We start from the raw sequence: 26,743 nt of genomic DNA, 5'->3' as shown, positions 1-26,743 counted from the left end.
ACGACATGGTCAAGTTCCTGGTCGGGCGGCTGGCCCAGGCGGTGGCGGTCGTCTTCGGGGTCATGGTCCTGACCTTCCTCATCGCCAGGCTGGTGCCGGGCGACCCGGCGATCGCCTACGCGGGACCGAAGGCGACGCCGGCCGAGCTCGCCGCTGCGCGTCGGCAGTTCGGCCTGGACGACCCACCGCCCCAACAGCTCCTGCGCTACCTCGGTGGAGTCCTGCGGGGCGACTGGGGCACGTCCCTCCACACGAAGGCGCCGGTCCTGGACGACCTGGTCCGGGTGGTCCCGACCACCCTGGTCCTCGTCACCGCCGCGATCGTCGTGGCAGTGCTCGTCGGGGTCCCGCTGGGCATCTTCGCGGCGCGGTCCCAGGGTCGGCTCGGCGACGTCGTCGCCAAGGTCGTGGCCATCCTCTCGGTCTCCTTCCCGGTGTTCTGGCTGGCCCTGCTGCTCCAGCTGCTCTTCTTCTCGCGGCTCGGCTGGTTCCCGGTCGCCGGTCAGTACGACCCAGCGCTGGATGCGACCAGCCCGCTGTTCACGGTGGTCAAGGTCCCGCTGGTGGACGCCCTCCTGACCGGCAACTGGCCGGTGCTCCTCAGCGGGCTGCACCACCTCGCGCTGCCGGTGGCCACGCTCGCGGCCTATCCGGTCGGTGCGTGCGCCATGGTGACCCGGGCCGCCATGCTGGACAACCTCGCGGAGGAGCACGTCCGGATGGTGCGGGCGCTGGGCTTCTCCGAGCGGTCGGTGCTCACTCGGTTCGCGCTGCGCCCCTCCCTGAGCCCCATCCTGTCCATCGTCGCGCTCGTGTTCGCCTACTCCCTGACGAACAGCTTCATCGTCGAGTCCGTCTTCAACTGGCCCGGCCTCGGCAGCTACGCCATCGACTCCATCCAGTCGCTGGACGTCCCCGCCATCCTCGGCGTGACCCTCTTCGTCGCTCTCATCTACGTCGCCCTCAACCTCCTGGTCGACCTGTGCCAGGCCTACGTCGACCCCCGGGTGCGGTCATGAGCCGGCCCACCGCCTCCCGCCCGGCTCGGGGCCGCCTCACCGCGAGGCTGCACCGCCTCCAGCGGCAGCCCCTGCTGACCATCGGCCTCGTGATGGCGACGATCATGGTTGCCACAGGCCTGCTGGCCCCCTGGTTGGCGCCCTTCCCCGCCGACGCGATCTCGGCGACCCACCCCTCCGCCGCCTTGCTGCCCCCGAGCTCGGAGCACTGGTTCGGCACCGATGGGATCGGTCGAGACATCCTCAGCCGGGTCCTCTACGGAAGTCGCATCTCGCTCGCGATCGCGCTCTTCGTCGTGACGGTCGCCGGCGTGGTCGGCCTGACCGTGGGCCTCGTCGCCGGGTACGTCGGGGGCAAGGCAGACGCGTTGCTCATGCGGGTCACCGACGTCTTCCTGGCGTTCCCGGCCCTTCTCCTGGCTGTCGCGCTGGCCGCCGTGCTGACCCCGAGTGCCTCGCACGCCGCGGTCGCCATCTCCGTGACGTGGTGGCCCTGGTACGCCCGGCTTGCGCGAGCCCAGGCAGCGTCGATCAGGACCCAGGGTTACGCGGATGCAGCCCGCGTCATCGGGGCCGGCTGGGTCCGCCAGCTGGCCCGGCACGTGCTGCCCAACGCCGCGACGTCGGTGTTCGTGCAGATGTCGCTCGACGCGGCAGGCATCATCCTCACGGCCGCCACCCTGTCCTACCTCGGGCTCGGAGCCCAGGACCCGAGCCCGGAGTGGGGGCTGATGGTGAGCCAGGGCCAAGGGATGGCCACCACCGCATGGTGGGTCGTGACCTTTCCCGGTCTGGCCATCCTCCTGCTGGCAGCAGCCTTCAACTTCATCGGCGACGGCCTCCAGACCGTGCTGGACCCGAAACGAGGACACCGATGATCCGGATCAGGGACCTGCGGGTCGAGTACGGCGACCGCACCGTCGCCCACGTCCCCGAGCTCGACCTGGAGCCCGGCTCGGTGACCGGTGTCGCGGGCGAGAGCGGGTCGGGCAAGTCGCAGACCGCGCTGGCCGTCATGGGCCTGAGCCGGTATGCCGGTGCCACGGTCAGCGGCAGCATCACGCTGGACGGCGAGGAGCTGCTCGGGAAGTCGGAACGGCAGTGGCGGCAGATCCGCGGTCGCAGGGTCGCCATGATCATGCAGAGCCCCCGGGCCGCACTCAACCCCACGATGCGGCTGGGCACGGTGTTCGCCCGGACGCTGCGCCTGCACGGCGTGCCGCGCCGCGAGGTGGCGGCACGCATGAGCGCCGCGCTGGAGGAGGTGGTGCTCAGCCCCGCGATCCTGGGCCGCTACCCCCACCAGGTGTCCGGTGGGCAGGCGCAGCGCTTCGCCATCGCCATCGTGTCGGCCCTTCGCGCGAAGGTCGTCATCGCGGACGAGCCGACCAGCGCCCTGGACGTCACCGTCCAGGCGGAGGTCATCGAGGTGCTGCGTCGGCTCAGGGACGTGCACGGAACTGCCCTGATGTTCATCTCGCACGACCTGGCCGTGATCGGCGAGCTCGCCGACGCCGTGATCGTGATGCGGCGGGGACAGGTCGTGGAGAGCGGCCCCACGGCCCAGGTGCTGCACGATCCGCAGGCTGCCTACACCGCCGAGCTGTTGGCGGCAGTCCCGGTCATCGGTGGACGGAGGACGACATGAGCGCGCTGCTGTCCGTGGAGGGGCTCCGGATCGCGTACGGGCAGACCCCCGTGGTCCACGGCGTCGACCTCGACGTGCCGGTCGGTCCCTACGGCGTCGGGCTGATCGGCGAGTCCGGGTCGGGGAAGACCACCATCGCCCGCACCCTCGTCCGGCTCCACCGGGCCAGCGCAGGCTCGGTGACGTTCGACGGCCGCGACGTCCTCGCCCTCCGAGGACGTGACCTCGCCAGGTATCGCCGTGAGGTGCAGATCGTCTTCCAGGACGGTGACGGCGCCCTCGACCCGCGGATGCCGGTGCTCGCGCAGGTCGTGGAGCCGCTGGCCGTGCACCGCAGCGTCCCACGCAGCGCGCGACAGGAGCGAGCAGCCTCCCTGCTTGCCGAGGTGGGTCTTCCCGAGGAGGTCATGACGCACTACCGGCACCAGCTCTCCGGAGGGCAGCGCCAGCGGGTGCTCATCGCTCGCGCACTGGCTCTCGAGCCACGGCTCCTCATCCTGGACGAGCCGACCAGCGCCCTCGACGTGACCGTTCAGGACCGGGTGCTCGCCCTGGTCGAGCGGCTGCGTGAGCAGCGGGGGCTGGCGTACCTGCTGATCTCGCACAACCTCGCGGTGGTGGACCGGCTGTGCGAGACCAGCGTGGTGCTCTACGGCGGGGTCGTCATGGAGCGCGGTCCCACGGCCAGGGTGCTCACGAGTCCGCGACACCCGTACACCCGCGCCCTGCGGGCCGCGGTCCCCGAGCTGGGCGTCCAGCGCATCCCCCTGACCCGCGTCAGCTCGGGGGCCCCCGAGCGAGCCCGCGCGGCGTCGGCCTGCGCTTACGTCGACCGCTGCCCCCTGGCGGTGGCCCGGTGCCGGACCGAGGCGCCGGTGCTGCGCCCCTACGACGGTCGCGAGGTCGCCTGTCACCGGGCCGAGGAGGCCGACAACCTTGCCGTCGACGGCCTTGCCACCGGCTAGCTGCCCTCGCGGACGGCGCGCGTGCGCGGCGGTCGCACCACGGTGAGGTCGCTGCGTCGAGGGTTCGGCAGGGCCGCGGGAGCGCCCGGAACCTGCTGCGCCGGAACGGGATCGGGGTCGACCGGCCAGTCCGCAGCTCCCTCGGCGTCGAACAGCGCCAGTGCGCTCGAGTCGCCCGGCGTGAACCGCGGGCCGTAGCGCACTCCCCCGAACCCCGCCTCGTCGAAGGCGCGCGCCCAGGCCTGCGGCACGGCATACGGCACGGTCGACTCGAGCTCGCGGGTCACCCCGAACACTGCCGCACCGCGGTCCTGGGTGTTGGCGACGTCGCGCGCCGCGGACAGCCGCAAGCGCGAGACCACCGACTCCTCGAGCAGGCTCTCGGGGACCGCCTGCGAGCCGCCGAGGACCGGGCCCAGCCTCTCGCGCAACGCACTCAACGGGTCGAGCGCGAAGTAGCAGGTGCCCCGCGGCGTCCGGAGGTCGAACCGACCGGTCCCGTCGTTCCCGAACCACCACGGGCCCAGGCCGCGCCCGTGGGCGCGGAACAGGTCGGTGCCCTCGTCGACGGAGTATGCCGGGAAGCCGGCCACGGAGGCGGGCGGCGGACCGAGGGCGGTCCGCTCGCGGCCCGTCACGCGGCCCACTGGCTGGCGTCCGCGGCAGCGGCTGCCGTGACCCGCGCCACCGAGGTCGGGGACGAACGGTGCACCACGAGGTAGTCGACGGCACTGTGGCCGTCGAACACCGCGGACGGCGTCGTGAGCCAGGCACCGATGGACCAGCCGTCGGCCCCCTTGCGGACGAAGGCACCCACCGCCTCCTGCACACCCGGGCGGACCGCACCGTTGCGGCCGAACTGAAGCGACGGGTAGAGCAGGTGCCCGTCGGCGGTGCGACAGGCCAGCACGGTGCCTCGGCGCACCCGGTCGAAGAGCGCCTGACGGGAGATGCCCAACCAGGCGACCAGGCCGGCCGTGTCGTAGAACGGGCCGAGCGGCTGGTCAAGGGGGTGCACCGTCGGCAGGGCGGCGACCATGCGGTCGGCGATCGCCTCGACGTCACCGAGGTCGAGCCGACGTCCCTGGGCCGCCAGCTCGGCGGCACGCTGCTCCACCCGGGTGCGCACCGCCTCGGTGAGCGCGTCGACCGCCGTGGTGGTGCGGATCCGTGCCGTCATCAGTCCTCCTGCCGGTCCGCCTCGCGCCCCGCTGCTCGCGGCCACTGCGACCTCGGGGGCGTCAAGGGCGTCAAGGTGTACTGACAGGGTAGCGCGCCGCGCCGACACGACCGACGGCCGGTGTCAGGGCAGTGGCCAGGTGTGCACCGGTTCGTTGCTGTGCATGTGCTGGGCGTAGAGCCTGAGCATCTCGGCCAGCGCCTTCTGGCGGTCCAGACCCCCGGCCTCGAGCCGGTCGACCGTGTCGGTCTGCCAGGTCGCGCCGTTCGTGGTGGTCTTGCAGCGGCCCTCGATGACGGACAGGTAGCGGTCTCGCACGGCCTCCGAGACGCCCCAGTCGGCCAGGCCTTCGTGAGCCATCGGCAGGAGGTGGCGGAGCACGAGCTCCTCGGCCCGCACCTCGCCGAACCCCGGCCAGTAGAGCCGCGACTCGATGCCGTCGCGGGCGGCGTTGTGGAAGTTCTGCTCCGCGGCGGCGAAGCTCATCTTCGTCCACAGCGGACGGTCGTCGGACGCGAGCTTGCGGATCACGCCGTAGTAGAAGGCCGCGTTGGCGAGCACGTCGACGAGCGTCGGGCCGGCCGGCAGGACGCGGTTCTCGACGCGCAGGTGGGGCGTGCCGCCGACGATGTCGTAGATCGGCCGGTTCCAGCGGTAGACGGTGCCGTTGTGCAGCCGCAGCTCGGGCAGCGAGGGAGCCTCACCGGCGTCGAGCATGGCCACCGGGTCCTCGTCGCTGACCTCGGCCAGCAGGGCCGGGAAGTAGCGGACGTTCTCCTCGAACAGGTCGAAGATCGAGGTGATCCAGCGCTCCCCGAAGAACACGCGGGGACGGACGCCCTGGTTCTTCAGCTCGATGCTGCGGGTGTCGGTGGCCTGGCTGAACAGCTCGATCCGCGTCTCGGCATGCAGCCGCTTGCCGAAGAAGTAGGGCGAGTTGGCCGCCAGGGCGATCTGCGGCGCGACCAGCGCCTGCGCGGCGTTCCAGTGTGCGGCGAAGTCCTGCGGCGCGACCTGGAGGTGCAGCTGGACGCTGGTGCAGGCGGACTCTGGGGCGATCGAGTCGCAGTAGGTCGCGATGCGCTCCCCCGTCGGCCCTTCGATGTCGAGGTAGATGTCCTCGCCACGCGCGTAGAAGATCGAGTCGTTGAGCGCGGTGTAGCGGTTGTTCGCGCTGATCCAGTCACCCTCGAAGTGCTCGGGCATGATCGTCGGCAGGATCCCGACCGCGACGATGTGGGCGCCCCGCTTCTCGGCGGCTGCGCTGGCGGCGTTGAGCGAGGCGCGCATCTCGTCCTCGAGCTCGATCGCCGAGTCGCCCGGGAGCGGGCGGGGCGGGACGTTGAGCTCGATGTTGTACTGGGCGAGCTCGGTCTGGTAGCCGGGGTCGGCAATGGCCTCGAGGACCTCGGCGTTGGCGAACTTGGGCTGGTAGGCGTCGTCGACCAGGTTGAGCTCGATCTCCATGCCGGTCATCGGCCGGTCGAACTCGAACTGGCTCTGGGCCAGCATCCGCTCGAAGACGTCGAGGTTCTGCCGGACCTTCTCGCGGTACCGCTGGCGTTGCTCGCGCGTATAGCTCTGCGCGTTGACCTCTTCGCCCACGGAACCTCCTCCGGTTGAGCCCTGGTCGTGACACCGGTGTGGCGCCTTGCCTCGGGATGTGTCGATGTGTGACGACCTAACCATGCGCAGGGCGCGCCTGCCAACGGCTGTCGGTCCGCTCTCCTAGCCTGCAGGCGTGCGGTTCCTCCACACCTCCGACTGGCACCTGGGGCGTTCCTTCCACCAGGTGGGGCTGCTCGGCGCCCAGGCGGCGTTCGTCGACCACCTCGTGGAGACGGTCAGGGCGGAGGGTGTGGACGCCGTCCTCGTCTCGGGTGATGTCTACGATCGCGCCCTGCCCTCCCCCGACACCGTCGAGCTGCTCTCCATCGCCGTCACGCGCCTGATCGACGCCGGGGCTGCGGTGGTCCTGTCGAGCGGCAACCACGACTCGGCGATCCGCCTCGGGTTCGCCAGCGAGCTGCTGTCCCGCGCCGGACTGCACATCCGCACCTCGACCGAGTCCATCGGTGTGCCCGTCGTCGTCGACGGTGTCGCCGTCTACCCCCTGCCCTACCTGGAGCCGGCGGTCGCGGCCGACCCCCTCGAGGCCTCCGAGCGTTCGCACGCCGGGGTGTTGCGCGCCGCGATGGCCAGGGTCGACGCGGACCGCGCCGCCCGGGGCGGGCCCTCCGTCGTCATGGCGCACGCCTTCGTCACCGGCGGGGCGACCAGCGACTCCGAACGGGACATCTCCGTGGGTGGTGTCTCCGCGGTGCACCCAAAGGTCTTCGCCGGCGCCGACTACGTGGCGCTCGGCCACCTGCACGGACGCCAACGGGTCGGGGAGGCCGTGCGCTACAGCGGGTCACCGGTGCCGCTCTCCTTCAGCGAGGCCGGTCACACCAAGGGGTCCTGGCTCGTCGACGTCACTGGGTCCGGGGTGAGCGTCGAGGCCGTGGACGCCCCGGTCGAGCGCCCGCTGGCCGTCCTGCGCGGCGACATCGACCTGCTGCTCACCGACCCTGCGCTGACCCCCGCCGAACGCGCCTGGTGCCAAGTGACCCTGACCGACCCGGTGCGTCCGCTGGGGGCGATGGAGCAGCTCAGACGGCGCTTCCCCCACACCCTGGTGCTGCAGTTCGACCCGCAGGGCGCCCCGGTGCCCGTGCGCAGCTACACCCAGCGCACCGCCGCGGAGTCCGACCTCGACGTGTGCTGCTCGTTCCTCGGCCACGTCCGTGCTGGCCACGGACCCTCCGAGGAGGAGCGCGCCGTGCTCGCCGCCGGCGTGGAGGCCGTGCGGGTGCAGCGTGCCGGTGCCGACGACGAGGGCCAGCTGCCGCTGACGCTGCCCGCCCAGCAACGGGGCGTGGCGTGAGGCTCCACCGGCTCCAGGTGACCGCCTTCGGTCCGTTCGCGGCCACCGTCGAGGTCGACCTCGACGCTGCCTCGGCCGGCGGACTCTTCCTGATCCGCGGCGCGACCGGCGCCGGCAAGACCAGCCTGCTCGACGCCGTGGCGTTCGCCCTGTATGCCGACGTCCCCGGCGCTCGCTCGAAGAAGCAGCTGCACAGCGACCACGCAGAGCGAGGGGCCGTCCCGTCGGTGAGCCTCGAGTTCACCGCCAGTGGGCGCCGCCTGAAGATCGAGCGTTCGCCGGAGTTCCTGCGTCCCAGGGCCCGGGGCAAGGGAGAGACCAAGGTGCATGCCAGGGCGGTGCTCTGGGAGCGACGTGGCACCGAGTGGGCGGCCCTGAGCACCCGTCACGACGAGATCGCCGAGGTCGTCAAGGACGTGCTCGGCATGGGTCTCGAGCAGTTCAGCAAGGTCGTGCTCCTCCCCCAGGGCGACTTCGCCGCCTTCCTGCGTGCCACCCCCGAGGAGCGCCGGTCGCTGCTTGAACGGCTGTTCGACGTGTCGTCGTTCGCGGGTCTCGAGGACTGGTTTGCCTTGCAGCGCAAGGAAACTGCCGCCCTCGTGGCTGACGAGCGCGCCTCCCTCAACGCCGAGCTGGCGGTCCTCGCCGACGTGCTGGCCGATGCCCCCGACCTCGGCGACGGGTCCCGCGACTGGTCCGACCTGCCGCTCGACGAGCTCCCGGCGGCCCTCGATGCGGCCCGGCAGGCGCTCGACGAGGGATCCACCGCTCGGCTGGCCGCGGTCGACGCGACGCGCCTGGCTGACGAAGCCGCCTCGACGGCCCATGCCCTGGCCCAGGAGACCGTCGCCCGGCGGTCGCGCGGACTCGCCGCACGGGCAGCCGTGTCTGCCCTCGAGGCCGGGGCCGAGCGCCGCGACGCCGCCGCGGCCCGGATCGAGCTGGCCGAGCGCGCGGCCTCGGTCGCAGGTGACCTCAAGGCCCTCGACCGGGTGACCACAGCCCTGCAGACGGCACGGGGCCGGATGGACGCGACCCGGCCCGACGTTGCCCGGTGGGCCCTCGACGGGCGCGGCTCGACCGCCGTCGAAGCGGTCATCGGGCGGCTCGACGCCGGCGCCGAGGCGTTGGCGACCGCGCAGCGCACCCAGTCAGCGGTGCACGAGCGGGAGCAGGTTGCCAGGCTGCTCGAGGGCGAGCTGGCCACCGCGACCCGCAGCGTCGCACAGTCCACCGAGCGTCTGGCCGTGGTGCGGACGGAGCTGGTCGAGGCGACGACCGCCTTGACCGCCGCAGAGCAGGGCGCGGCGCAGCTGGAGTCCTCGACGACCCGACTGGAGCGCGCCGGTGCGCTGCTCGCTGCCCGCCGCAGCCTCGACCAGGCACTCGACCGCGAGACGGCCTGCCACACCGCGCTGGCCGCGCAACGCACCACGACCCAGGACCTGCGCGACCTCTACCAGGACCGCCGCCAGGCTCGACTCGACGCCATGGCCGGCGAGCTGGCCAGCCGGCTCGAGGACGACCAGCCGTGCCCGGTCTGCGGCGCCCAGGACCACCCCCACCTCGCCTCCTCGACCGACCTGGTCACGGCGGAGCAGGTCTCCGAGGCGGAGGCCGCGTGGCAGCGGGCCGCGGAGGAGCTGGCGGCGATCGAACGCTCCGCAGCGGCCCTCGCGGCCACCCTGGTCCAGCTCCGCGAGCAGCTCGGCGACGAGTCGGGCGACCAGGTCGCCCTCGAAGCGGCCGTCGCGCAGGCCCGCCAGCGCCTCGACGAGGCCACCGCGGGCGCGCGCGGCGTGGACCGGGCGCGCCGCCGGGTGACCACCCTGACTGCGTCCGTCGAGGCACTGACGACCACGCTCGTGGAGGACCGCCAGACCTGCGCGACGCTCGCCTCGCGGGTCGAGGACGTCGGTCGCCAGCTGGAGATCGACCGCGCCGACCTGACCGAGGCGCTCGGCGAGCACGCTGAGCACTGTCCGTGCGCCGAGACCGGCATCCGCGACGCGCCGGACAGCTCGGACGCGGTGCAGCTCCGAGATCCCGACCGGTTGTCCGCCACCAGCGCCCGCCACGCCCAGGCTGTCATGGCCGCCGCGGCCCACGCCGCCGCGGTCGGTGAGCTCGAGCGCGCCGAGCGTGACGCGACCACGGTGGTCGCCGCGACCGACGACTCCTTCCGCACCGCAGGCTTTCCGGGCCCCGCGGAGGCCAGGGCCGGACAGCTCCCGCTCGCCGAGGTGGCCCGGCTCCGTGCGGCCGTCGCGGCCCACGACGAAGCGGCCGTGGTGGCCCGCACCACGCTGGCCGAGCCCGAGGTCCAGAAGGCGCTCGAGTCCGCCGACGTGGACCTCGCGGGCCTGGCCGCCGCCCGCGAGGCCGCCCACGTCGCCCACACGGCTGCCGTGGCCGCTGACACCCTGGTGCGCCGCACGATCAGCGGCCTCGACCGCGTCCGCGGCAGCATCAGTGCCCGGTGCGGGCGCATCACCGAAGCAGAGGCGCACCACCGGGTCATCCGCGAGCTCGCCGACACGGTCGCCGGCACGAGCCCGAGCAACGAGCTGCGGATGCGCCTGTCCGCGTTCGTGCTGGCCGCGCGGCTCGAGAAGGTCGCGACGTTGGCCAACGAGCGGCTCTCCCACATGGGTGAGGGTCGCTACCAGCTCCGCCACACCGACGGGCTGGCCGCCCGCGGCGCCCGCAGCGGTCTGGGCCTCGAGGTCATCGACCTGTGGACCGGTCAGGCGAGGGCGACGACGTCCTTGTCCGGCGGCGAGTCGTTCATGGCCTCGCTCGCCCTCGCGCTGGGGCTCGCCGACGCCGTCCGCGAGGAGGCCGGTGGCTTCGACCTGCAGACCCTGTTCGTCGACGAGGGTTTCGGCACCCTCGACGACGAGAGCCTCGAGCAGGTCATGGCCGTGCTCGACGACCTCCGCGAGGGCGGACGGGCCGTCGGGGTGGTCAGCCACGTCGCCGAGCTGCGCACCCGGATCCCGAGCCAGGTCGTGGTCCGCAAGACCGAGCGCGGCTCGTCGGTGCAGGTGACCAGCACCTTCGAGACCAGCATCGGCGAGTCCGCCCCCGCGGCCTGACCTCAGCTCTCGAACGCCTCCGGCGGCGGGCAGCTGCAGACCAGGTTGCGGTCGCCGTAGGCGCCGTCGATGCGACCCACCGGCGGCCAGTACTTGTCCGCGGCCTCGACGCCGACCGGGAAGGCCGCGGCCGAGCGCTCGTAGGGGTACTCCCACTTGCCGGCCAGGGCCTTGGCGGTGTGGGGCGCGTTGCGCAGCATGCTGTCGGCGACCGCGACCTCACCAGCCTCGACCTCGGCGATCTCGTGCCGGATGGCGATCATGGCATCGCAGAACCGGTCGATCTCGTAGCGGTCCTCGCTCTCGGTCGGTTCGACCATCAGCGTCCCCGCCACCGGGAAGGACATGGTGGGGGCGTGGAAGCCGTAGTCGATGAGCCGCTTGGCCACGTCGTCGACGGTCACGCCACTGCGCCGGGTGAGGTCGCGCAGGTCGAGGATGCACTCGTGCGCGACCACGCCGTCGTGTCCGGAGTACAGCACCGGGTAGTGCTCGCGCAGCCGGGTGGCGATGTAGTTGGCGTTGAGGACCGCCACCTGGGTGGCCCGGGTCAGGCCGGCGCCGCCCATCAGCCGCACATAGGCCCACGAGATCGGCAGGATGCTGGCCGAGCCGTAGGGGGCGGCGGAGATGGGTCCGACACCGCCCTCGGGACCGGACTCCGCGGCGAGCGGGTGGTTGGGCAGGTGCGGGGCCAGGTGCGACCGCACTGCGACCGGGCCGACCCCGGGGCCACCGCCGCCGTGCGGGATGCAGAAGGTCTTGTGCAGGTTCAGGTGCGAGACGTCCGCCCCGAACTTGCCCGGACGCGCCAACCCGACGAGGGCGTTGAGGTTGGCCCCGTCGACGTAGACCTGCCCACCGGCGTCGTGCACGAGGGCGCACAGCTCGGTGATGGTGTCCTCGAAGACGCCGTGCGTGGACGGGTAGGTGACCATGATCGCGGCGAGGTCGTCGCGGTGCTGCTCGATCTTGGCCCGGAGGTCGTCCATGTCGACGTCGCCACCGGCGGCGGTCTTCACGACCACCACCTTCATGCCCGCCATCACGGCGGACGCGGCGTTGGTGCCGTGGGCACTGGCCGGGATCAGGCAGATGTTGCGCTGCGACTGGCCGTTCGCCTCGTGGTAGGCGTGGATGGCGAGCAGGCCCGCGAACTCACCCTGCGAACCCGCGTTCGGCTGGAGGGACACGGCGTCGTAGCCGGTGATCTCGCAGAGCCAGTCGGACAGCTCGCCGATGAGTCCGCGGATGCCCTCGGTCTGGTGGGCCGGTGCGAACGGGTGCAGCTCGGCGAACTCGGGCCAGGTCACCGCGACCATCTCGGTGGTCGCGTTGAGCTTCATGGTGCACGACCCCAGCGGGATCATGCCGCGGTCCAGCGCGAAGTCGCGGTCGGAGAGCCGGCGCAGGTAGCGCAGCATCGACGTCTCGCTGTGGTGGCTGCTGAACACCGGGTGGGTGAGGTAGTCGCTGGTGCGGACCAGCTCCGACGGCCACTGGAGGTCACCGATCGTGACCTCGCTCGGGCCGGTCGCCCCGAACGCGCTCCAGACGGCTTCGAGGTCGCGCAGGTCGGTGGTCTCGTCGACGCTGATCGAGACGCGGTCGGCGTCCACGCGCCAGACGTTGACCCCGCGCTGCGCCGCCTGGCTGAGGACCTCGTCGGCCCGTCCCGGCACCGACACCGTCACCGTGTCGAAGTACACCGACGTCTGCACGTCGGCTCCCGCGGCGGTGAGGCCGTCGGCGAGGGTGACGGCGTGGCCGTGGACCCGCCGCGCGATCGCGGCGAGGCCGCTCGGGCCGTGGTAGACGGCATACATCGAGGCCATCACGGCGAGGAGCACCTGGGCGGTGCAGATGTTCGACGTCGCCTTCTCCCGACGGATGTGCTGCTCTCGCGTCTGGAGGGCGAGGCGGTAGGCCGGGGCTCCCTCGGTGTCGACGCTGACGCCGACGAGGCGACCGGGCAGGGAACGCTCCAGGCCCTGGCGCACGCTCATGTAGCCCGCGTGCGGCCCACCGAAGCCCATCGGCACGCCGAAGCGCTGGGTGGTGCCGACCGCGACGTCCGCTCCCCACTCCCCCGGCGCCGTGGCCAGGGTCAGGGCCAGCAGGTCGGCCGCCGCGGTGACGAGGGCGCCCGCGTCGTGGGCAGCAGCGGCCAGCGCGCGCCAGTCGCGCAGCTCGCCGTCGGCCCCCGGGTACTGCACGAGCACGCCGAACACCGGGCGGTCGCCGGCCGCGGCGCGCAGGGCGTCGGCGGAGTCGACTCCGTCGAGGTCGGCCACCACGACCGGCAGGCCGAGCGGCTTGGCCCGCGTCTGCATCACGGCCAGGGTCTGGGGGAAGACGTGCCGGTCGACCAGCAGGACGGCCTCGGCCGCGGCCTTGCTGGAGCGGCGCATCAGGGTCATCGCCTCGGCGGCCGCGGTCCCCTCGTCGAGGAGCGAGGCCCCCGAGGTGGTCAGGCCGGTCAGGTCGCTGACCACGGTCTGGAAGTTGAGCAGCGCCTCGAGCCGGCCCTGCGAGATCTCCGGCTGGTAGGGCGTGTAGGCGGTGTACCAGGCGGGGTTCTCGAGCACGTTGCGCTGGATCACCGCGGGCGTGATGGTGCCGTAGTAGCCCAGCCCGATCATCGAGGTCATCACGTGGTTGCGCCGGGCGATCCCGCGCAGCTCCTCGACGACGGCCGCCTCGGAGTCCGCGGGGTCGACCCGCAGCGGACCGTCGGTGCGGATGGCGCCCGGGAGGGCGTGGTCGACCAAGGCCTCGAGCGACGAGTGCTTGACTGCGGCGAGCATCGCGTCGACGTCGGAGTCGGACGGACCGATGTGGCGCCCGGCGAACTCGGGCAGGTCGGTGGTGAACTGGGCGGACATGAGGCTCCTGAACGTCGGATTGCTCGGATCGCCTCCCCTTCTGTCACGCCGCACTGGCCGCTCCAGAGGTGCCTGTCCCACGCAGTCCTGGCGCCTGAGAGGTTCCGGGGAGTTTGCCCCTTCGGCGCCCCGCCGTGCGACCCGTCCGGGTGCACGCGGGGACTCTCCCGCGCGGGATGTTCAGCGGTGCCAATCTACAACACGACCCGCCGTCCTCGAGAGGACGACGGGCCGGATGGGACGAATCGGGCGTGCGGTCAGGCCAACCTGGCCGCGCGACGCTCGCGGAGCTCGTCGCCGGGGTGCTCAGCGGGCACCTCGTCGTCGGTGCGCTCGCTGGGTAGCTGGGCCAGCTCGCCCTCGACCTCGCGCCAGACGCGACCGACGGCGATGCCGAAGACTCCCTGGCCGCCCTGGACCAGGTCGATGACCTCGTCGGCCGAGGTGCACTCGTAGACCGAGGCACCGTCGCTCATCAGGGTGATCTGGGCCAGGTCCTCGACGCCGCGCTCGCGCAGGTGGGTGATGGCCACCCGGATCTGCTGCAGCGAGACCCCGGTGTCGAGGAGGCGCTTGACGACCTTGAGGACGAGGATGTCGCGGAAGCCGTAGAGCCGCTGCGTGCCGGAGCCTGTGGCGCCGCGCACCGACGGCTCGACCAGGCCGGTCCGGGCCCAGTAGTCGAGCTGGCGGTAGGTGATGCCGGCCGCCTTGCACGCCGTGGGTCCGCGGTAGCCGATGTCGTCGCTCAGCTCCGGGAGGTCGTCCGTGAACAACAGCCCCTGTGCCGCAACCGGCACGCTCGTGTGGCCGTGCGGAGCCTCGTTGCTCGGGTTCACAGCGCTCACCTCCTGAAGACTTCTGCTTGGTCGTGCTCGGGTCGTGGTCTCTGCGCAACGTGGCACGGTGTAACTACACCGGTCGCATTACGGGTCTGTGCCGAAGGTACGGTGGCGCAGAACCGGAGGTCAACTACCACTCGACCTTTGCGCTTCGGCGTGTCGCGCCGTGGAGACCAACCCTCGATGTTCAGTTGAGGTTCACGCTTTTGTGCACGAACCGCTAGCCGGATGTCCCGGTTTCGTCGGGTTTGGTCTCGAAGTCCTCGGCCGAGACGTGGTCCAGGAACTCCCGGAACTTCTCCACCTCGTCGTCCTTGTCCTCCTCGCCGGACATGGCGACACCGGCCTCCTCGAGCAACGACTCCCCCGCGACGATGGTCGTGCCGGTGCGCAGGGCGAGGGCGATCGCGTCCGACGAGCGCGACGAGATCTCGGTCGTGCCGTCGAGGATCAGGGCGGCGTGGAAGACGCCGTCGCGCAGCTCGACGATCCGCACCTCGGTGAGCCGGTGGCCCAGGCCCTCGATGACGTTCTTCATCAGGTCGTGGGTCAGCGGCCGGGGCGGTTCGATGCCCTGCTGGGCGTACGCGATCGCCGTCGCCTCCGCGGCGCCGATCCAGATCGGCAGGTAGCGGTCACCGTCTCGCTCGCGGAGCAGGACGATGGGGTGGTTGGTGGGCATCTCGACGCGGACACCGAGGACCTCGAGGACCTTCACCATCCCACCTTAACGCGGTTCAGCCGCGCTGGAGCCCGTCCCTCACGAGGGCGGTGTGCAACGCGATGCACAGCCGCAGCACGTCACCGGTCGGATCCTTCGGCTGACCTGCGCGGGCGCCCTTGCCAGACGTCGGGCGGTGCGGCGTGACGACCTGCTGGACGAGGCCGATCTCGCGGTCTGCCGCGGTGCGGAACGGCCGCAGGTGTCGCGGCTCGAGCCCGTATGCCGCGAGCTCGGCGGCGGTGTGCGCCACCGTCAGCGCGGCGTCACCGAAGTGCCCGGTGGCGTCGGCGTGCAGGAGCCCGAAGGTCTCCAGGGCGTCCACCGTGCCGGCGTCGAGGCCGGCCGAAGCGGCCAGCTCGGCCTTGGTCAGCCGCAACGTCCCGCCGCGGGTGACCTCGGCAGCGGTGGGCACCTCGGGGTCGGTGACCGGCGCCGGGACCGACGGCCGCGGCATACCGGACTCGTGGCGCTCGGGGGTCAGCCCACGGTCCATGGCGTCGAGGGCCGACGCGATCACCTTGAGCGGCCAGAAGTGGTCGCGCTGGGCGGTGAGGATGTAGCGGAGCCGGTCGAGGTCAGCGCCGGAGTAGGTGCGGTAGCCCGAGCCGGTGCGGGCCGGCGTCACCAGTCCCTCCGCCTCGAGGAAGCGGATCTTGGAGATGGTGACGTCCGGGAAGTCCGTCGTCAGGGCAGCGAGCACCGCACCGATCGTCATGGACTGCGGCGTCGTGCGAGGGCTCACCAGCGGTGGGTGACTCAGGCCCTGCCGGCGTAGAACACCAGGCGGAACTTGCCGATCTGGACCTCGTCGCCGGTCTGGAGCGTGACCTCGTCGATCCGCTCGCGGTTGACGTAGGTGCCGTTGAGCGAACCCACGTCACGCACCACGAAGGTGTCGCCGACCCGACGGAAGGTCGCGTGCTTGCGGGAGACGGTGACGTCGTCCAGGAAGATGTCGCTGTCGGGGTGGCGCCCCGAGTTGACCTCGTCGTCGTCGAGCAGGAACCGCGCGCCGGTGTTGGGTCCGCGCAGGACCACCAGGAGTGCCGTGCCCGGACGCAGCGCGTCGACCGTGGCCTGGTCGGCCTTGCTGAGGGCGACCTCGGCCTCGGCGCTGGTGTCGACCTGCTCGAGGTCGTTGATCCCGGGCAGCCGCATCGTCGTCGGCTCGTGGGGCCGGGACGTGTGCTCGTCGTTCTCGCTGCCGTTCATGGGTCCGCACTCCCTCGTGGTGGTTCTGTCCGCCCCCCTAGCAAAGCACAAACCTAAAGGGACGCCGGTCCCGTCCGCAGCGAATTGTGCGAACGAGCGACGCGCAGGTCAGCCGAGCTGGGCCTGGTATGCCGCCGGGTCGAGCAGGGCCTCGACGGCCGCGGCGTCAGCGGGACGCAGCTCGTACATCCAGCCCTCGCCGTACGGGTCGGTGTTGACGAGCTCGGGAGTGGCGTCGAGCGACTCGTTGACGGCCGTCACCTCGCCGGAGAGGGGGGCGTAGAGGTCGCTCACGGACTTGGTCGACTCGACCTCGCCGCAGGCGTCGCCCGCGGACACGGTGTCGCCAACCGCGGGGAGGCTGACGTAGACGACGTCGCCCAGGGAGTCCTGGGCGAACGAGGTGATCCCGATCCGCACCGTGCCGTCGTCACCGGACCGGACCCACTCGTGCTCGGCCGTGTAACGCAGGTCCTGCGGGTAGTCCAGCTCGCTCATGCTGCTCCTCGGTGGATGGGGTGGGGCTGCCTTCGAACAACTGCACGCCGCTGCCGTCGCGGCGATGGCGGGTCAGGGCGATGGTGCCGGGACGGGGCGAGCGTAACGAGGCTCGCTCAGACTGTGCAACGCGGTGATCGCGAGGTCGTCGGACTGCCGCACGGAGGGCAGCGCGCCGTCACCCCTGACCGACTCGCTGACGCCACCGGGGATCTCCATCGCGGATGCCATCGTGGCGCTGTCGCCGATGGCGGTGATGACGTAGGGGGGTTCGACGCGTTCGCCGCCGATCTCGATCGCGCCGTCGACGTCGGCGAACCAGGTGTCCGACACGACACGCACGTCACCGATCTGCACGGCCTCCGCGCCGGCGTCGCGCAGCTCCTGGAGCGCGTCGAGCAGACGGGCTGCCGTGACCTTGTGGTCGGGGTCGTTGATGTTGATCACGATGCCCGGTCCGGTGGCCGGCGAGGTGCCGGTGAGGATCCCCAGGGTGTCGAGCCGCTCCTGGGCGGACTTGAGGGCCTCGGCACTGGAGTCGACACCGGACACCAGCCGGTCGCGGCTGGTCTCCAGCTCGCGCGAGTCGGACGCGAGCCGGTCCTGCTCCTGGCTGACGTCGTCGAGGATGCGGACGAGCTCGTCCTCGCGCAGCTGCTCCAGCCCGCTCTGGTTGGTCTGCTGCACCTGGGTCGCGATGGCGAAGCCGAGCACGATGGCCAGCAGGGCCGCGAACGCGTTCGCCCGCGTCGCACGGGGCCGCGCCATGCGCAGCAACCTGCCCCACGAGCCCGAGGTGTCCTCGGGGCCGTCGGTGCTCACGCGTCCTCGCCCATGGCTGCCCCGCTCATGCCTTGAACAGGTGCCGGCGGATCGAGGCCACGTTGGAGAAGATCCGCACGCCGAGGACGACCACGACACCGGTGCTCAGCTGCGACCCGACACCGAGCTGGTCGCCGAGGAAGACGATGAAGGCCGCCACCACGACGTTCGCGAGGAACGACACGACGAAGACCTTGTCGTTGAAGATCCCGTCGAGCACGGCCCGGACGGCGCCGAACACCGCGTCGAGGGCGGCGATGACGGCGATGGGCAGGTAGGGCTGCAGCGCAACGGGCACGTCGGGACCCCAGAGGAGTCCCACCAGCACGCCGCCGATCAGGCCGAGCAGGGGTATCACGGTGAACTCTCCGACGTGGACGATGTGGTGGACGGGGTGGTGGACGGGGTGGTGGTGCCGGTGGTGGCCGGCGCGCTGGTCTTCGGCTTGGGCACCATGGCCTCGCGGACCGTGAGCGAGGTCGCCGCGGGCAGCGACAGGCTCTTGGCCGCGTCAATGGAAACACGGATGCCGTAGTTGTCCTGCAGGGCACGTGCGTAGGCGCCCCCGTCGTTGGCGGCGAACTCGACCTGCAGGTCCTCGGGGTCGCCGATGACGCTGATCCGGTAGGGCCTGGCCAGCGGTCGGTAGTTGACGAGGATGGCCTCACCCGCGAACCGGATGGCCGACCTCGACGTCAGGCGCTGGCCGTTCACCGCGATCGCCTCGGCACCGGCCTCCCAGAGCCCGTTGACGACGACCTGCAGGTCCTTGGAGAAGACCTTGCCCTCGTCCTTGTCCGCGTCGGTGCGCGGGTTGCCGTCGGCGCTGGTGCCGTCGCTGCCGGGGGCGTTGTCGAGCACGACCGTGATGCCGGGACCGGACACCTTCTCGGCTCCGGAGGCGAGGGTGAGCGCCGCGAGCCGGGTCTGGAGCGACGTCTCGTCCTGGCCCAGCGCCTGCGCCTGCAGGCGGTCCACCTCGGCCTGCACCGCACGCAGCTGCGCCTCCTGCCGGTCCACCGCGGCCCGGCGACTCTCGATCTGGCTGACCAGGTTGGCCTTCGCCCGGATGGCCGAGGTCGAGGGGGTGCGCAGGGCGAGCGCCCCGAGGGTGAGCAGGAGGCCCGCGACGACGGCTGCCACGGCGACGGTCACGGTGCGGGTGCCGGTGCTGGGCGGCAGGCCGGCGGCTTCGCGCTCGGCTGCGGCCGCGGCATACCCCGGGTCCAGGGGGCGCTCCATCATCGAGATGAGCAGCGTCATCGACTCGTCGGGCCGGCGGCCCGGCGGGGTGGACGGCGGGCCGGCGTCGCGGTGTGAGGTGTGTGGCGTGGTCATGTCGCCGGCACCGTGTGTGCGGCCACCACCTGGCGGGCCTGCACGATGTACATGACCCCGGCGACCCAGTAGAGGACGGTCCCCCACCACGCGAACGCCCAGCCGATCGGCAGGGCCCAGGCGGCGAAGGTGCTCGAGCCCTCACCGAGCAGCAGGAGGGGGAAGGCGTAGAGGAGGTTGAAGGTGGCGGCCTTGCCGACGAAGTGCACGGGGAGCCCGGTCTGGCCGTAACGCTTGATCCACCAGAGCACGCCCGCGAGCAGCACCTCGCGCCCCACGAGGGCGATGACGAGCCACCACGGGATGATGTCGCGCCACGCGAGGCCGAACAGCGTCGTCGCGATGTAGAGGCGGTCGGCGAACGGGTCCAGCAGCTGGCCGAGCCGGGACTCCATGCCGAACCGTCGGGCGATCTTGCCGTCGAGGTAGTCGCTGACCCCGGAGAGCATGAGCACGACCAGCGCGAGCACGTCGTGCTCGGACAGGATCGCCCAGAGGAAGATCGGCACGCCGACCAGCCGCAGCACCGACAGCACGTTGGGCAGCGTCAGCACCCGGTCGGTCACAGCGGGCTCGCCGACGACCCTCCCCCGTTCTCCTGGTGCTGACACGCTGGCAGCCTAACGGCCAGTCCCCCGTAGAGTTCGCAGGCATGGACAACCCGCTGGTCGGCCCCGGTCTGGAGCGGCTGCGCGAGCGCCGCAGCGTCAAGTGGCGGCTCTACGACCCGGACATCCTGCCGCTCTGGGTCGCCGAGATGGACGTCGTGCCGGCCGAGCCCATCCAGCAGGCGGTGGCGGATGCCATGACGCGCGGCGACACCGGCTACCCGTGGGCGGCGGACTACGCGGAGGCTCTGTCGACGTTCGCGGCGAAGCGATGGGGCTGGGAGCCCGACCCCGCCACGATGGAGATCGTCCCCGACGTGATGCTCGGGGTGGTCGAGGTCCTCAAGCTCGTCGCCGACCCCGGTGCCGCGGTGGTCGTCAACTCCCCGGTCTACCCGCCCTTCTTCCAGTTCGTGAGCCACCTCGGTCACCGGGTCGTCGAGGCACCGCTGGGTGAGGACGGTCGGCTCGACCTCGCCGCGCTGGAGCGGGCCTTCGCCGACGCGACCAGCGACGGCGCCCGCGCGGCATACCTGCTGTGCAACCCGCAGAACCCGACGGGGGCGGTGCACACGCCCGAGGAGCTCACGGCGGCACTGGGGCTCGCGCACTCGTCCGGCGTGCGGGTGGTGGCCGACGAGATCCATGCACCAGTCGTCCACGCCCCGGCGACCTTCACGTCGGTGGCCTCGCTGCCCGCGGGGTCCCGGGCCATCGCGCTCATGTCGGCGTCGAAGGCCTTCAACCTCGCCGGCCTCAAGGCGGCCATGGCGGTGCCCGGCCCGGAGGCGGTCGCCGACCTGGCCCGCATGCCGGAGGAGGTGTCGCACGGCGCGAGCCACCTCGGCGTCATCGCGCACCGGGCGGCCTACCTCGACGGCGGGCCCTGGCTCGACGCACTCCTCGCGGGGCTGGACTCGAACCGGCAGCTCCTCGGGACCCTCTTGGCGGAGCAGCTGCCCGAAGTGGGCTACCGCGTGCCGGACGGCACGTTCCTCGCGTGGCTCGACTTCACGGCGCTCGACCTCGGTGACGACCCGGCGGCGGTGCTGCGTGAGCGCGCCCGCGTGGCGCTCCACCCCGGGCCGGGCTTCGGGCAGGGTGGCAAGGGCCACGCCCGGCTGAACTTCGGGACCTCACCCGACATCGTGCGCGAGGCGGTCGGCCGGATCGCCGCGGCGCTCTAGCTGTCGGCCTGCGCCTGCAGCATCTCGATGGCCTTGTCGATCCGTCGACGGCGGGTCTCAGGAGCCTTGGCACCGTTGATCGCGTCGACGTGGGCGCGCTGGTGGCTGTAGGACTGTCGCGCGAAGACCGCCTTGGCATCGGGCACGACCTCGAGCGCCGCAGCGAAGTCCGGAGGCACCTCCACCTCACGCGGCGCCGTGTCGAGCTCGAGCGTGACCTCAACGACCTCGCCGCCGGACACCCCGGTGAGTGCACGGTTCTCGGCGCTGACGCCGACCAGGTAGCGCCCACCCATCGACGCCACGCTGCTGCGGTAGGTCTTGCCTTTGATGGTCACCGCGACCTTCGGCCGCTTGCCGCCGCCGAGCGCCTCGACGACCTCGTCCGGCACGACCAGGCCGGTGGTCATCTTCCCCGTCTGCAGCACCTCGGTGGTGAACTTCATGCGCCCGAGTATGCCGCGTGCCACAGTGTGGGGCATGGCTGACAGCAGCGCGTTTGGCGGCTTCCCGGCGTGGGGCGTGACGTTCTACCAGGAGCTCGAGGACACCAACACCAAGGAGTTCTGGGCCCGGCACAAGGTGCAGTGGGAGCGCGACGTCCGGGAGCCGATGCTGGCGCTGGCCGACGCGCTGGAGGACGAGTTTGGGCCGGCGCGACTGTTCCGCCCGAACCGCGACATCCGGTTCAGCCACGACAAGTCGCCGTACAAGACCCACCAGGGCGCGTTCGTCGGCGTGGCCACCGGGATCGGCTACTACGTCCAGGTCAGTGGTGACGGCCTGGCCGTGGGTGGCGGCTTCCGCGCCCACTCCCCCGCCGAGACCGGCCGCTACCGTGCCGCGGTGGACGCTCCCGCGTCCGGGGCCCGGCTCGAGCAGGTGGCCACGGACCTGGCCACGGCCGGCTTCGCCCTCGAGGGCGAGGCACTCAAGACGCGGCCGAAGGGTTTCGCAGCCGACCACCCTCGGCTGGAGCTCCTGCGGCGCAAGGAGATGATGGCCATCCAGCGGGTCGGCACCCCGTCCTGGCTGACCACGCCCCAGGCGGTCGACCACGTGCGGGCCGAGTGGCGGCGGGTTCGTCCGCTCGTGGAGTGGATGACCGAGCACGTGCACGAGTAGCGTCGGACAATGGGCTTCGAGGTGACGGCCGCGGCGTACGGCAGCTTCATGGGGCGCTTCTCCGAGCCACTCGCGCCTGCCTTCGTCAAGGCGTCCGGGGTGTCGGCGGGTCAGCGCGTCCTCGACGTGGGCGCCGGCCCCGGAGCGCTGACCGCGGTCCTCGTCGAGGTGGCGGGCTCCGACCGGGTGGCCGCCATCGACCCGTCGCAGTCGTTCGTCGCAGCACTCCATGACCGCCTGCCCGGGGTCGACGCCCGTGCAGGCAACGCCGAGGACCTGCCGTGGGATGACGCGTCGTTCGATGCCGCGCTGGCCCAGCTCGTCGTGCACTTCATGCGCGACCCGGTCGCCGGCCTGCGGGAGATGGGTCGGGTGACCCGGCCGGGCGGCACCGTGTCCGCGTGCGTCTGGGACCACGCGGGCGGGGGCGGCCCGCTCTCGCTGTTCTGGGACGCCGTGCACGAGCTCGATCCGCTGGCCGGAGGAGAGCGGGGACTGGCCGGCGCCCGCGAGGGCCACCTGGCGGAGCTGTTCACCGAGGCCGGTCTGGCCGACGTCGGCTCGGGGATGCTGTCGGTGGAGGTGGGCTTCGCCAGTGTCGACGAGTGGTGGGAGCCGTTCACGTATGGCGTGGGGCCGGCCGGCGCCTACGTCGCCGACCTCGACGATGCGGGCCGGGAGGCCCTCAAGGCAGAGTGCGCGAGCCGGCTCCCGGACGGTCCGTTCACCCTGACCGCCTCCGCCTGGCTCGCCACTGGACACGCCTCGTGAGCGACCTCTGACCCTCCGAGATCCCAGCTCTCGGACCTTCGAGGGCCCTTGAGGCCCGAGAGGTGGGATCTCGGGCGCCTTGGTCAGGGCATGAAAACGGGGCCCGAAGTGTGTGGACAAGTCGGACCCCGCTAGTCGGGCTGACAGGATTTGAACCTGCGACCCCTTGACCCCCAGTCAAGTGCGCTACCAAGCTGCGCCACAGCCCGTGGCTTGCCCACGCGAAATCCAGCCGAAGCAGGACCGCGGGAGCGAACGAAACCTTAGCGCACGGCATACCTCCGCTTGAAATCGGTATGCCGTGCTGCCGGCTAGCGGCGCTTGCGCTTCTCGCGCACCCGGACGGACACCTCGATCGGCGTCCCTTCGAAGCCGAACTCCTCGCGCAACCGGCGCTCGAGGAAGCGGCGGTAACCGGCCTCGATGAAGCCGGAGGCGAAGATCACGAACCGCGGCGGGCGGGTTGAGGCCTGCGTCGCGAAGAGGATGCGGGGCTGCTTGCCACCGCGCACCGGGTGCGGGTGGGCGGCGACGATCTCGCCGAAGAAGGCGTTGAGCCGACCGGTGGGGACGCGGTAGTCCCACGAGTCGAGGGCCCGCTCCAGGGCGGGGACGAGCTTCTCGACCGAGCGACCGGTGCGGGCCGAGATGTTGACGCGCGGCGCCCACGGCACTTGCACGAGCTCGCGCTCGATCTCGCGCTCGAGGTAGTGGCGCCGCTCCTCATCGAGCAGGTCCCACTTGTTGTAGGCGATGACGAGGGCGCGGCCGGCGTCGATGACGTGCTGCACGACGCGGACGTCCTGCTCGGCGATGGACTGCTCGGCGTCGATGAGGACGACGGCGACCTCGGCCTTCTCCAGCGCGGTCTGGGTGCGCAGCGAGGCGTAGAAGTCGGCGCCGCGGGCCTGGTGGACCCGGCGGCGGATGCCGGCCGTGTCGACGAAGCGCCAGGTCTTGCCACCCAGCTCGATGAACTCGTCGACCGGGTCACGGGTGGTGCCTGCGACGTTGTCGACGACGACGCGGTCCTCACCGGCGAGCTTGTTCAGCAGGGAGGACTTGCCGACGTTGGGACGACCCACGAGGGCGACCCGGCGCGGGCCACCACGCTGGTAGGCGTCGGCGTTGGCGGAGATCGACGGCATGACGTCGAGGACGGCGTCGAGCACGTCACCGCTCCCCCGGCCGTGGAGGGCAGAGACCGGCCAGGGCTGCCCGAGGCCGAGGTTCCAGAGCGCTGCCGCATCCGCCTCGGTGCGCTGGTCGTCGACCTTGTTGGCGACGAGGATGACGGGCTTGCCCGAGCGACGCAGCAGCTTGACGACGGCTTCGTCGTCGTCGGTGGCGCCGACCGTGGCGTCGACGACGAACATCACGACGTCGGCGAGGTCAACGGCCACCTCGGCCTGCTCGGCGACGCGCAGGTGGATGCCAGTCGCGTCGATCTCCCAGCCGCCGGTGTCGACGAGGGTGAACCGGCGACCGGTCCACTCACCGTCGTAGGCGACCCGGTCGCGGGTGACCCCGGGCACGTCCTCGACGACGGCCTCGCGGCGGCCGAGGATGCGGTTGACGAGGGTGGACTTGCCGACGTTGGGACGCCCGACGACGGCGACGACGGGCAGCGGCCCGTCGGTGATCGCGTAGCCGTCCTCGTCGTACTCGCCGTCGATGAGGGAGCGGTCCTCCTCACTGAGGTCGAACTCCTCCAGCCCAACGCGCAGGGCGCGCTCGACAGTCGAGTCGTCGGTCAGGTTCTCACTCACGGGGTTTCCTTGCGTGGTTCGGGGGTGGTCGCGGACAGGTGTGCCGCGGGGCCGCCCACCATTGTCGCGCACATTTGAGGGTGGCCATGACAACGACGGAGGGAGGCCGACTCAGGAAGCCGGCGTGGTTCGCGACGAAGACCACCGGCCCGGTCCGCGGCACCCGGCTGCCACCGATGACCTCGACCCGGTAGAGCGTGCCGAACAGGATCCGGCCGACGACCGTGTTGATCCGGACCCGCCAGACGGGGGTCAGGCCGCCCGGACCGGTCGCCGAGGCGTCCGTCACGCAGGGACCTTGTGCGGCACCTCACGTCGGACGACGTCGAGGAGGGCGTCGATGCTCTGCTCGAAGTCGAGGTCCGAGGTGTCGACCAGGTGCACACCTTCGGCGGCCTCGGTGAACTCCGAGACGGTCGAGTCGTCCGCGTCGCGCCGCACGATCTGGTCACGGGTCGCCTCGACCGCGTGGTCGGCGTCGTGGCCGTGCAGCTCCTTGGACCGGCGCCGCAGCCGGGCCTCGACGCTGGCGGTCAGCAGCACCCGAACGTCGGCATCGGGGGCGACGACGGTGGTGATGTCCCGGCCCTCGGCCACCACTCCCCCGGTCTCGGTGGCGATCCGGTCGATGAGCTCGCGCTGGAGCTGCTGGAGGATCGGGCGCACGAGCGTGTTGGTCGCGACCTTCGAGACGACCTCGCTCACCCGCGTGGTGCGGATGTCGTCCTCGATCTCGCGACCGCCGACTCGCACGCTCGGGGTGGTCGGCTCGGTGCCCATCTCGAGCGGGATGTCACGGGTGGCCTGCGCGACCGCCCCCTGGTCGTCAAGGTCCACACCCTGCTCGAGGCACCACCACGTCACGGCGCGGTACATCGCGCCGGTGTCGAGGTAGCCGATGCCGAGCGCCGAGGCGGCCGCGCGCGAGACGCTGGACTTGCCCGAGCCGGATGGTCCGTCGACAGCCACGACGAGGTGCTTGCTCTCCATGGCAGGCAAGACTAACGGCGGGTGGAGCTCAGCCGTGAAGTCGCCAACCGCGGGCGGTCAGCTCGTCGCCCAGGCGCTCCGCGACGGCCGGGAGCACGGAGACCTCGGCCAGGCCGAACGGCTGCCCGAGGCCGTGCTCCAGGTGCAGGTCCTCGAGGTTGACGCCGGCGTCGCCGACGTCGTGCAGCAACCGCGCCAGCTCGCCCGGCCGGTCGGGCACGAGCACCACGACGACGCTGTATGCCGTGGGGGCGGCACCGTGCTTGCCCGGGATCCGCGCGTGACCGGCGTTGCCCTGCGCGACGATCCGCGCGAGCACCTCACGGGCTCCCACCCCGTCACCATCGGTCAGGACGTCGAGCGCACCGATCACCTCGGTCAGCTCGGCGTGCACGTGGGCGAGGACCTCGCGGACGGCCGAGGCGTTGCCGGCCAGGATCTGGGTCCACAGCTGGGGGTCGCTCGCGGCGACCCGGGTGACGTCGCGGATCCCCTGACCGGACAACGCCACTGCCGGGTCGGTGAGGTCGCGCAGTCGCCCGGCCACGAGCGACGAGGCCAGCTGCGGCACGTGCGAGACGACCGCGACGGCAGCGTCGTGCTCGGCCGGGTCCATCGTGGAGACCGTGCCGCCGGCCGCCGTCGCGAGAGCGGTCACGGCCTCGACCGAGGACGGCGACGACTGCTCGTTCGGCACGACCACCCAGGCCCGGCCGTCGAAGAGGTCACCGCGGGCGGCGACCGCACCGGAGCGCTCGCGGCCCGCCATCGGGTGCGACCCGGCATACCGGGTGAGGTCGCCACCGCGACGCCGCACGTCCTCGAGCACCGCGACCTTGACCGAGGCGACGTCGGTGACGACGGCCTCCGGCCACGCGGCCAGCTCGTCGGCCACGACGGACCCCGCGACGTCGGGCGGCGCGGCCACCACGACGATGTCGGGCGCCGTGTCGCCGTCGGAGGCGACGGCGCCGGCCCCCAGGTCGCGCGCCAGCGACACCGCGGTCGGCGACGGGTCGGCGAGCACGACGGCATACCCGGCCCGCGACAGGGCGATGCCCAGGCTGGTGCCGATGAGGCCGGTGCCGACGATGCGGACGCTGGTGGTCACGACGCGAAGGCTACCGACGGGCGGC

Annotated in this window: 26 protein-coding genes, 1 tRNA gene and 1 riboswitch; of the genes, 9 read left to right on the top strand and 18 right to left on the bottom strand. The window is 71.9% G+C overall.

Features of this window, described 5'->3' with window-relative positions:
- Window positions 1-5: 5 nt before the first annotated feature.
- Genes ASG91_RS02295 through ASG91_RS02280 form a run of 4 tightly spaced genes read left to right on the top strand, consistent with a single transcriptional unit; the run spans window position 6 to window position 3,632 of the window.
- A complete protein-coding gene (locus tag ASG91_RS02295; protein ID WP_056920969.1) occupies window positions 6-1,019 on the top strand; it encodes an ABC transporter permease in 1,014 nt (337 codons plus the stop codon).
- Complete coding sequence (locus ASG91_RS02290) at window positions 1,016-1,897, top strand: ABC transporter permease (protein WP_056920968.1); 882 nt, start codon at window positions 1,016-1,018, stop codon at window positions 1,895-1,897. Before ASG91_RS02295 ends, ASG91_RS02290 begins: the two co-directional genes overlap by 4 nt.
- The gene (locus ASG91_RS02285) at window positions 1,894-2,667 is read left to right on the top strand and encodes an ABC transporter ATP-binding protein (protein WP_056920967.1); all 774 of its coding nucleotides are present in this window, start codon (window positions 1,894-1,896) and stop codon (window positions 2,665-2,667) included. Before ASG91_RS02290 ends, ASG91_RS02285 begins: the two co-directional genes overlap by 4 nt.
- Window positions 2,664-3,632 (top strand): ABC transporter ATP-binding protein, encoded by a 969-nt coding sequence (locus ASG91_RS02280; protein ID WP_056920966.1) that lies wholly within the window; start codon window positions 2,664-2,666, stop codon window positions 3,630-3,632. Before ASG91_RS02285 ends, ASG91_RS02280 begins: the two co-directional genes overlap by 4 nt.
- Here the strand turns inward: ASG91_RS02280 and ASG91_RS02275 are convergent.
- The 3 genes from ASG91_RS02275 to ASG91_RS02265 form a co-directional block, all read right to left on the bottom strand.
- On the bottom strand, window positions 3,629-4,270 hold the full coding sequence (locus tag ASG91_RS02275; RefSeq protein WP_162257490.1) for an RES family NAD+ phosphorylase: 642 nt from the start codon (window positions 4,268-4,270) through the stop codon (window positions 3,629-3,631). The two genes, ASG91_RS02280 and ASG91_RS02275, sit on opposite strands and share 4 nt — an antisense overlap.
- A complete protein-coding gene (locus ASG91_RS20850) occupies window positions 4,267-4,812 on the bottom strand; it encodes a hypothetical protein (RefSeq protein WP_056920964.1) in 546 nt (181 codons plus the stop codon). The genes ASG91_RS02275 and ASG91_RS20850 overlap by 4 nt, the downstream gene beginning before the upstream one ends.
- A 123-nt stretch (window positions 4,813-4,935) precedes the next feature.
- Window positions 4,936-6,417, bottom strand: a complete 1,482-nt coding sequence (locus ASG91_RS02265) for a glutamate-cysteine ligase family protein (RefSeq protein WP_056920963.1) — start codon at window positions 6,415-6,417, stop codon at window positions 4,936-4,938.
- 136 nt (window positions 6,418-6,553) lie between these two features.
- On the opposite strand from ASG91_RS02265, the gene ASG91_RS02260 reads away from it, so the two are divergent.
- Together ASG91_RS02260 and ASG91_RS02255 are read left to right on the top strand one after the other, a co-directional pair.
- A complete protein-coding gene (locus ASG91_RS02260; protein ID WP_056920962.1) occupies window positions 6,554-7,738 on the top strand; it encodes an exonuclease SbcCD subunit D in 1,185 nt (394 codons plus the stop codon).
- The gene (locus ASG91_RS02255) at window positions 7,735-10,836 is read left to right on the top strand and encodes an AAA family ATPase (protein WP_056920961.1); all 3,102 of its coding nucleotides are present in this window, start codon (window positions 7,735-7,737) and stop codon (window positions 10,834-10,836) included. Before ASG91_RS02260 ends, ASG91_RS02255 begins: the two co-directional genes overlap by 4 nt.
- A 2-nt stretch (window positions 10,837-10,838) precedes the next feature.
- Here ASG91_RS02255 and gcvP read toward each other — a convergent pair whose 3' ends face one another.
- The 10 genes from gcvP to ASG91_RS02205 all read right to left on the bottom strand — a co-directional run bounded on the left by gcvP (window position 10,839) and on the right by ASG91_RS02205 (window position 19,768).
- Window positions 10,839-13,721: an aminomethyl-transferring glycine dehydrogenase gene (gene gcvP / locus ASG91_RS02250; RefSeq protein WP_056920960.1), complete on the bottom strand. Its 2,883-nt coding sequence runs from the start codon at window positions 13,719-13,721 to the stop codon at window positions 10,839-10,841.
- A 72-nt stretch (window positions 13,722-13,793) separates the two neighbouring features.
- Window positions 13,794-13,901: riboswitch (glycine riboswitch) on the bottom strand.
- Window positions 13,902-13,978: 77 nt separating this feature from the next.
- Window positions 13,979-14,569 carry a MerR family transcriptional regulator gene (locus ASG91_RS02245; protein WP_157605939.1) on the bottom strand — a complete coding sequence of 197 codons (591 nt, stop codon included), beginning with the start codon at window positions 14,567-14,569 and terminating at the stop codon, window positions 13,979-13,981.
- A gap of 214 nt (window positions 14,570-14,783) precedes the next feature.
- Entirely contained in the window at window positions 14,784-15,281 is a 498-nt protein-coding gene (locus tag ASG91_RS02240) for a bifunctional nuclease family protein (protein ID WP_056921235.1), read from the bottom strand.
- Between the two features lie 19 nt (window positions 15,282-15,300).
- Window positions 15,301-16,029 carry a MerR family transcriptional regulator gene (locus ASG91_RS02235; protein WP_235545324.1) on the bottom strand — a complete coding sequence of 243 codons (729 nt, stop codon included), beginning with the start codon at window positions 16,027-16,029 and terminating at the stop codon, window positions 15,301-15,303.
- Window positions 16,030-16,043: 14 nt separating this feature from the next.
- Window positions 16,044-16,499, bottom strand: coding sequence for an FHA domain-containing protein (locus ASG91_RS02230; RefSeq protein WP_056920957.1), 456 nt, complete (start codon window positions 16,497-16,499; stop codon window positions 16,044-16,046).
- 108 nt (window positions 16,500-16,607) lie between these two features.
- A complete protein-coding gene (gcvH, locus tag ASG91_RS02225; protein ID WP_056920956.1) occupies window positions 16,608-16,997 on the bottom strand; it encodes a glycine cleavage system protein GcvH in 390 nt (129 codons plus the stop codon).
- 72 nt (window positions 16,998-17,069) lie between these two features.
- A complete protein-coding gene (locus tag ASG91_RS02220; protein ID WP_056920955.1) occupies window positions 17,070-17,819 on the bottom strand; it encodes a DUF881 domain-containing protein in 750 nt (249 codons plus the stop codon).
- 25 nt (window positions 17,820-17,844) lie between these two features.
- Window positions 17,845-18,177: a small basic family protein gene (locus ASG91_RS02215; RefSeq protein WP_056920954.1), complete on the bottom strand. Its 333-nt coding sequence runs from the start codon at window positions 18,175-18,177 to the stop codon at window positions 17,845-17,847.
- Window positions 18,174-19,157 carry a DUF881 domain-containing protein gene (locus ASG91_RS02210; protein WP_056920953.1) on the bottom strand — a complete coding sequence of 328 codons (984 nt, stop codon included), beginning with the start codon at window positions 19,155-19,157 and terminating at the stop codon, window positions 18,174-18,176. The genes ASG91_RS02215 and ASG91_RS02210 overlap by 4 nt, the downstream gene beginning before the upstream one ends.
- Entirely contained in the window at window positions 19,154-19,768 is a 615-nt protein-coding gene (locus ASG91_RS02205) for a CDP-alcohol phosphatidyltransferase family protein (protein ID WP_056920952.1), read from the bottom strand. The genes ASG91_RS02210 and ASG91_RS02205 overlap by 4 nt, the downstream gene beginning before the upstream one ends.
- Window positions 19,769-19,809: 41 nt before the next feature.
- Here ASG91_RS02205 and ASG91_RS02200 point away from each other — a divergent pair, with 41 nt between their 5' ends.
- Window positions 19,810-20,952, top strand: coding sequence for a MalY/PatB family protein (locus ASG91_RS02200; protein WP_056920951.1), 1,143 nt, complete (start codon window positions 19,810-19,812; stop codon window positions 20,950-20,952).
- Here ASG91_RS02200 and ASG91_RS02195 read toward each other — a convergent pair.
- Entirely contained in the window at window positions 20,949-21,398 is a 450-nt protein-coding gene (locus ASG91_RS02195) for a YdeI/OmpD-associated family protein (RefSeq protein WP_056920950.1), read from the bottom strand. The genes ASG91_RS02200 and ASG91_RS02195 overlap by 4 nt on opposite strands.
- A 34-nt stretch (window positions 21,399-21,432) precedes the next feature.
- On the opposite strand from ASG91_RS02195, the gene ASG91_RS02190 reads away from it, so the two are divergent.
- Window positions 21,433-22,077 carry a DUF2461 domain-containing protein gene (locus ASG91_RS02190; RefSeq protein ID WP_056920949.1) on the top strand — a complete coding sequence of 215 codons (645 nt, stop codon included), beginning with the start codon at window positions 21,433-21,435 and terminating at the stop codon, window positions 22,075-22,077.
- A gap of 9 nt (window positions 22,078-22,086) precedes the next feature.
- Window positions 22,087-22,848: a class I SAM-dependent methyltransferase gene (locus ASG91_RS02185; RefSeq protein WP_056920948.1), complete on the top strand. Its 762-nt coding sequence runs from the start codon at window positions 22,087-22,089 to the stop codon at window positions 22,846-22,848.
- Window positions 22,849-22,983: 135 nt separating this feature from the next.
- On the opposite strand, the gene ASG91_RS02180 is transcribed toward ASG91_RS02185, so the two are convergent.
- The 4 genes from ASG91_RS02180 to ASG91_RS02160 form a co-directional block, all read right to left on the bottom strand.
- Window positions 22,984-23,057: transfer RNA gene (locus ASG91_RS02180), tRNA-Pro, on the bottom strand.
- Between the two features lie 102 nt (window positions 23,058-23,159).
- Complete coding sequence (gene der, locus ASG91_RS02175) at window positions 23,160-24,617, bottom strand: ribosome biogenesis GTPase Der (protein ID WP_056920947.1); 1,458 nt, start codon at window positions 24,615-24,617, stop codon at window positions 23,160-23,162.
- A 285-nt stretch (window positions 24,618-24,902) separates the two neighbouring features.
- Window positions 24,903-25,607 carry a (d)CMP kinase gene (cmk, locus tag ASG91_RS02165; protein WP_056920945.1) on the bottom strand — a complete coding sequence of 235 codons (705 nt, stop codon included), beginning with the start codon at window positions 25,605-25,607 and terminating at the stop codon, window positions 24,903-24,905.
- Window positions 25,608-25,635: 28 nt separating this feature from the next.
- The gene (locus tag ASG91_RS02160; protein WP_056920944.1) at window positions 25,636-26,718 is read right to left on the bottom strand and encodes a prephenate dehydrogenase; all 1,083 of its coding nucleotides are present in this window, start codon (window positions 26,716-26,718) and stop codon (window positions 25,636-25,638) included.
- Window positions 26,719-26,743: the final 25 nt, after the last annotated feature.

This window comes from Phycicoccus sp. Soil802, from assembly GCF_001429605.1.
In the GTDB taxonomy this organism is placed as follows: Bacteria; Actinomycetota; Actinomycetes; order Actinomycetales; family Dermatophilaceae; genus Pedococcus.
This window is presented reverse-complemented; position numbering and strand designations above follow the sequence as displayed.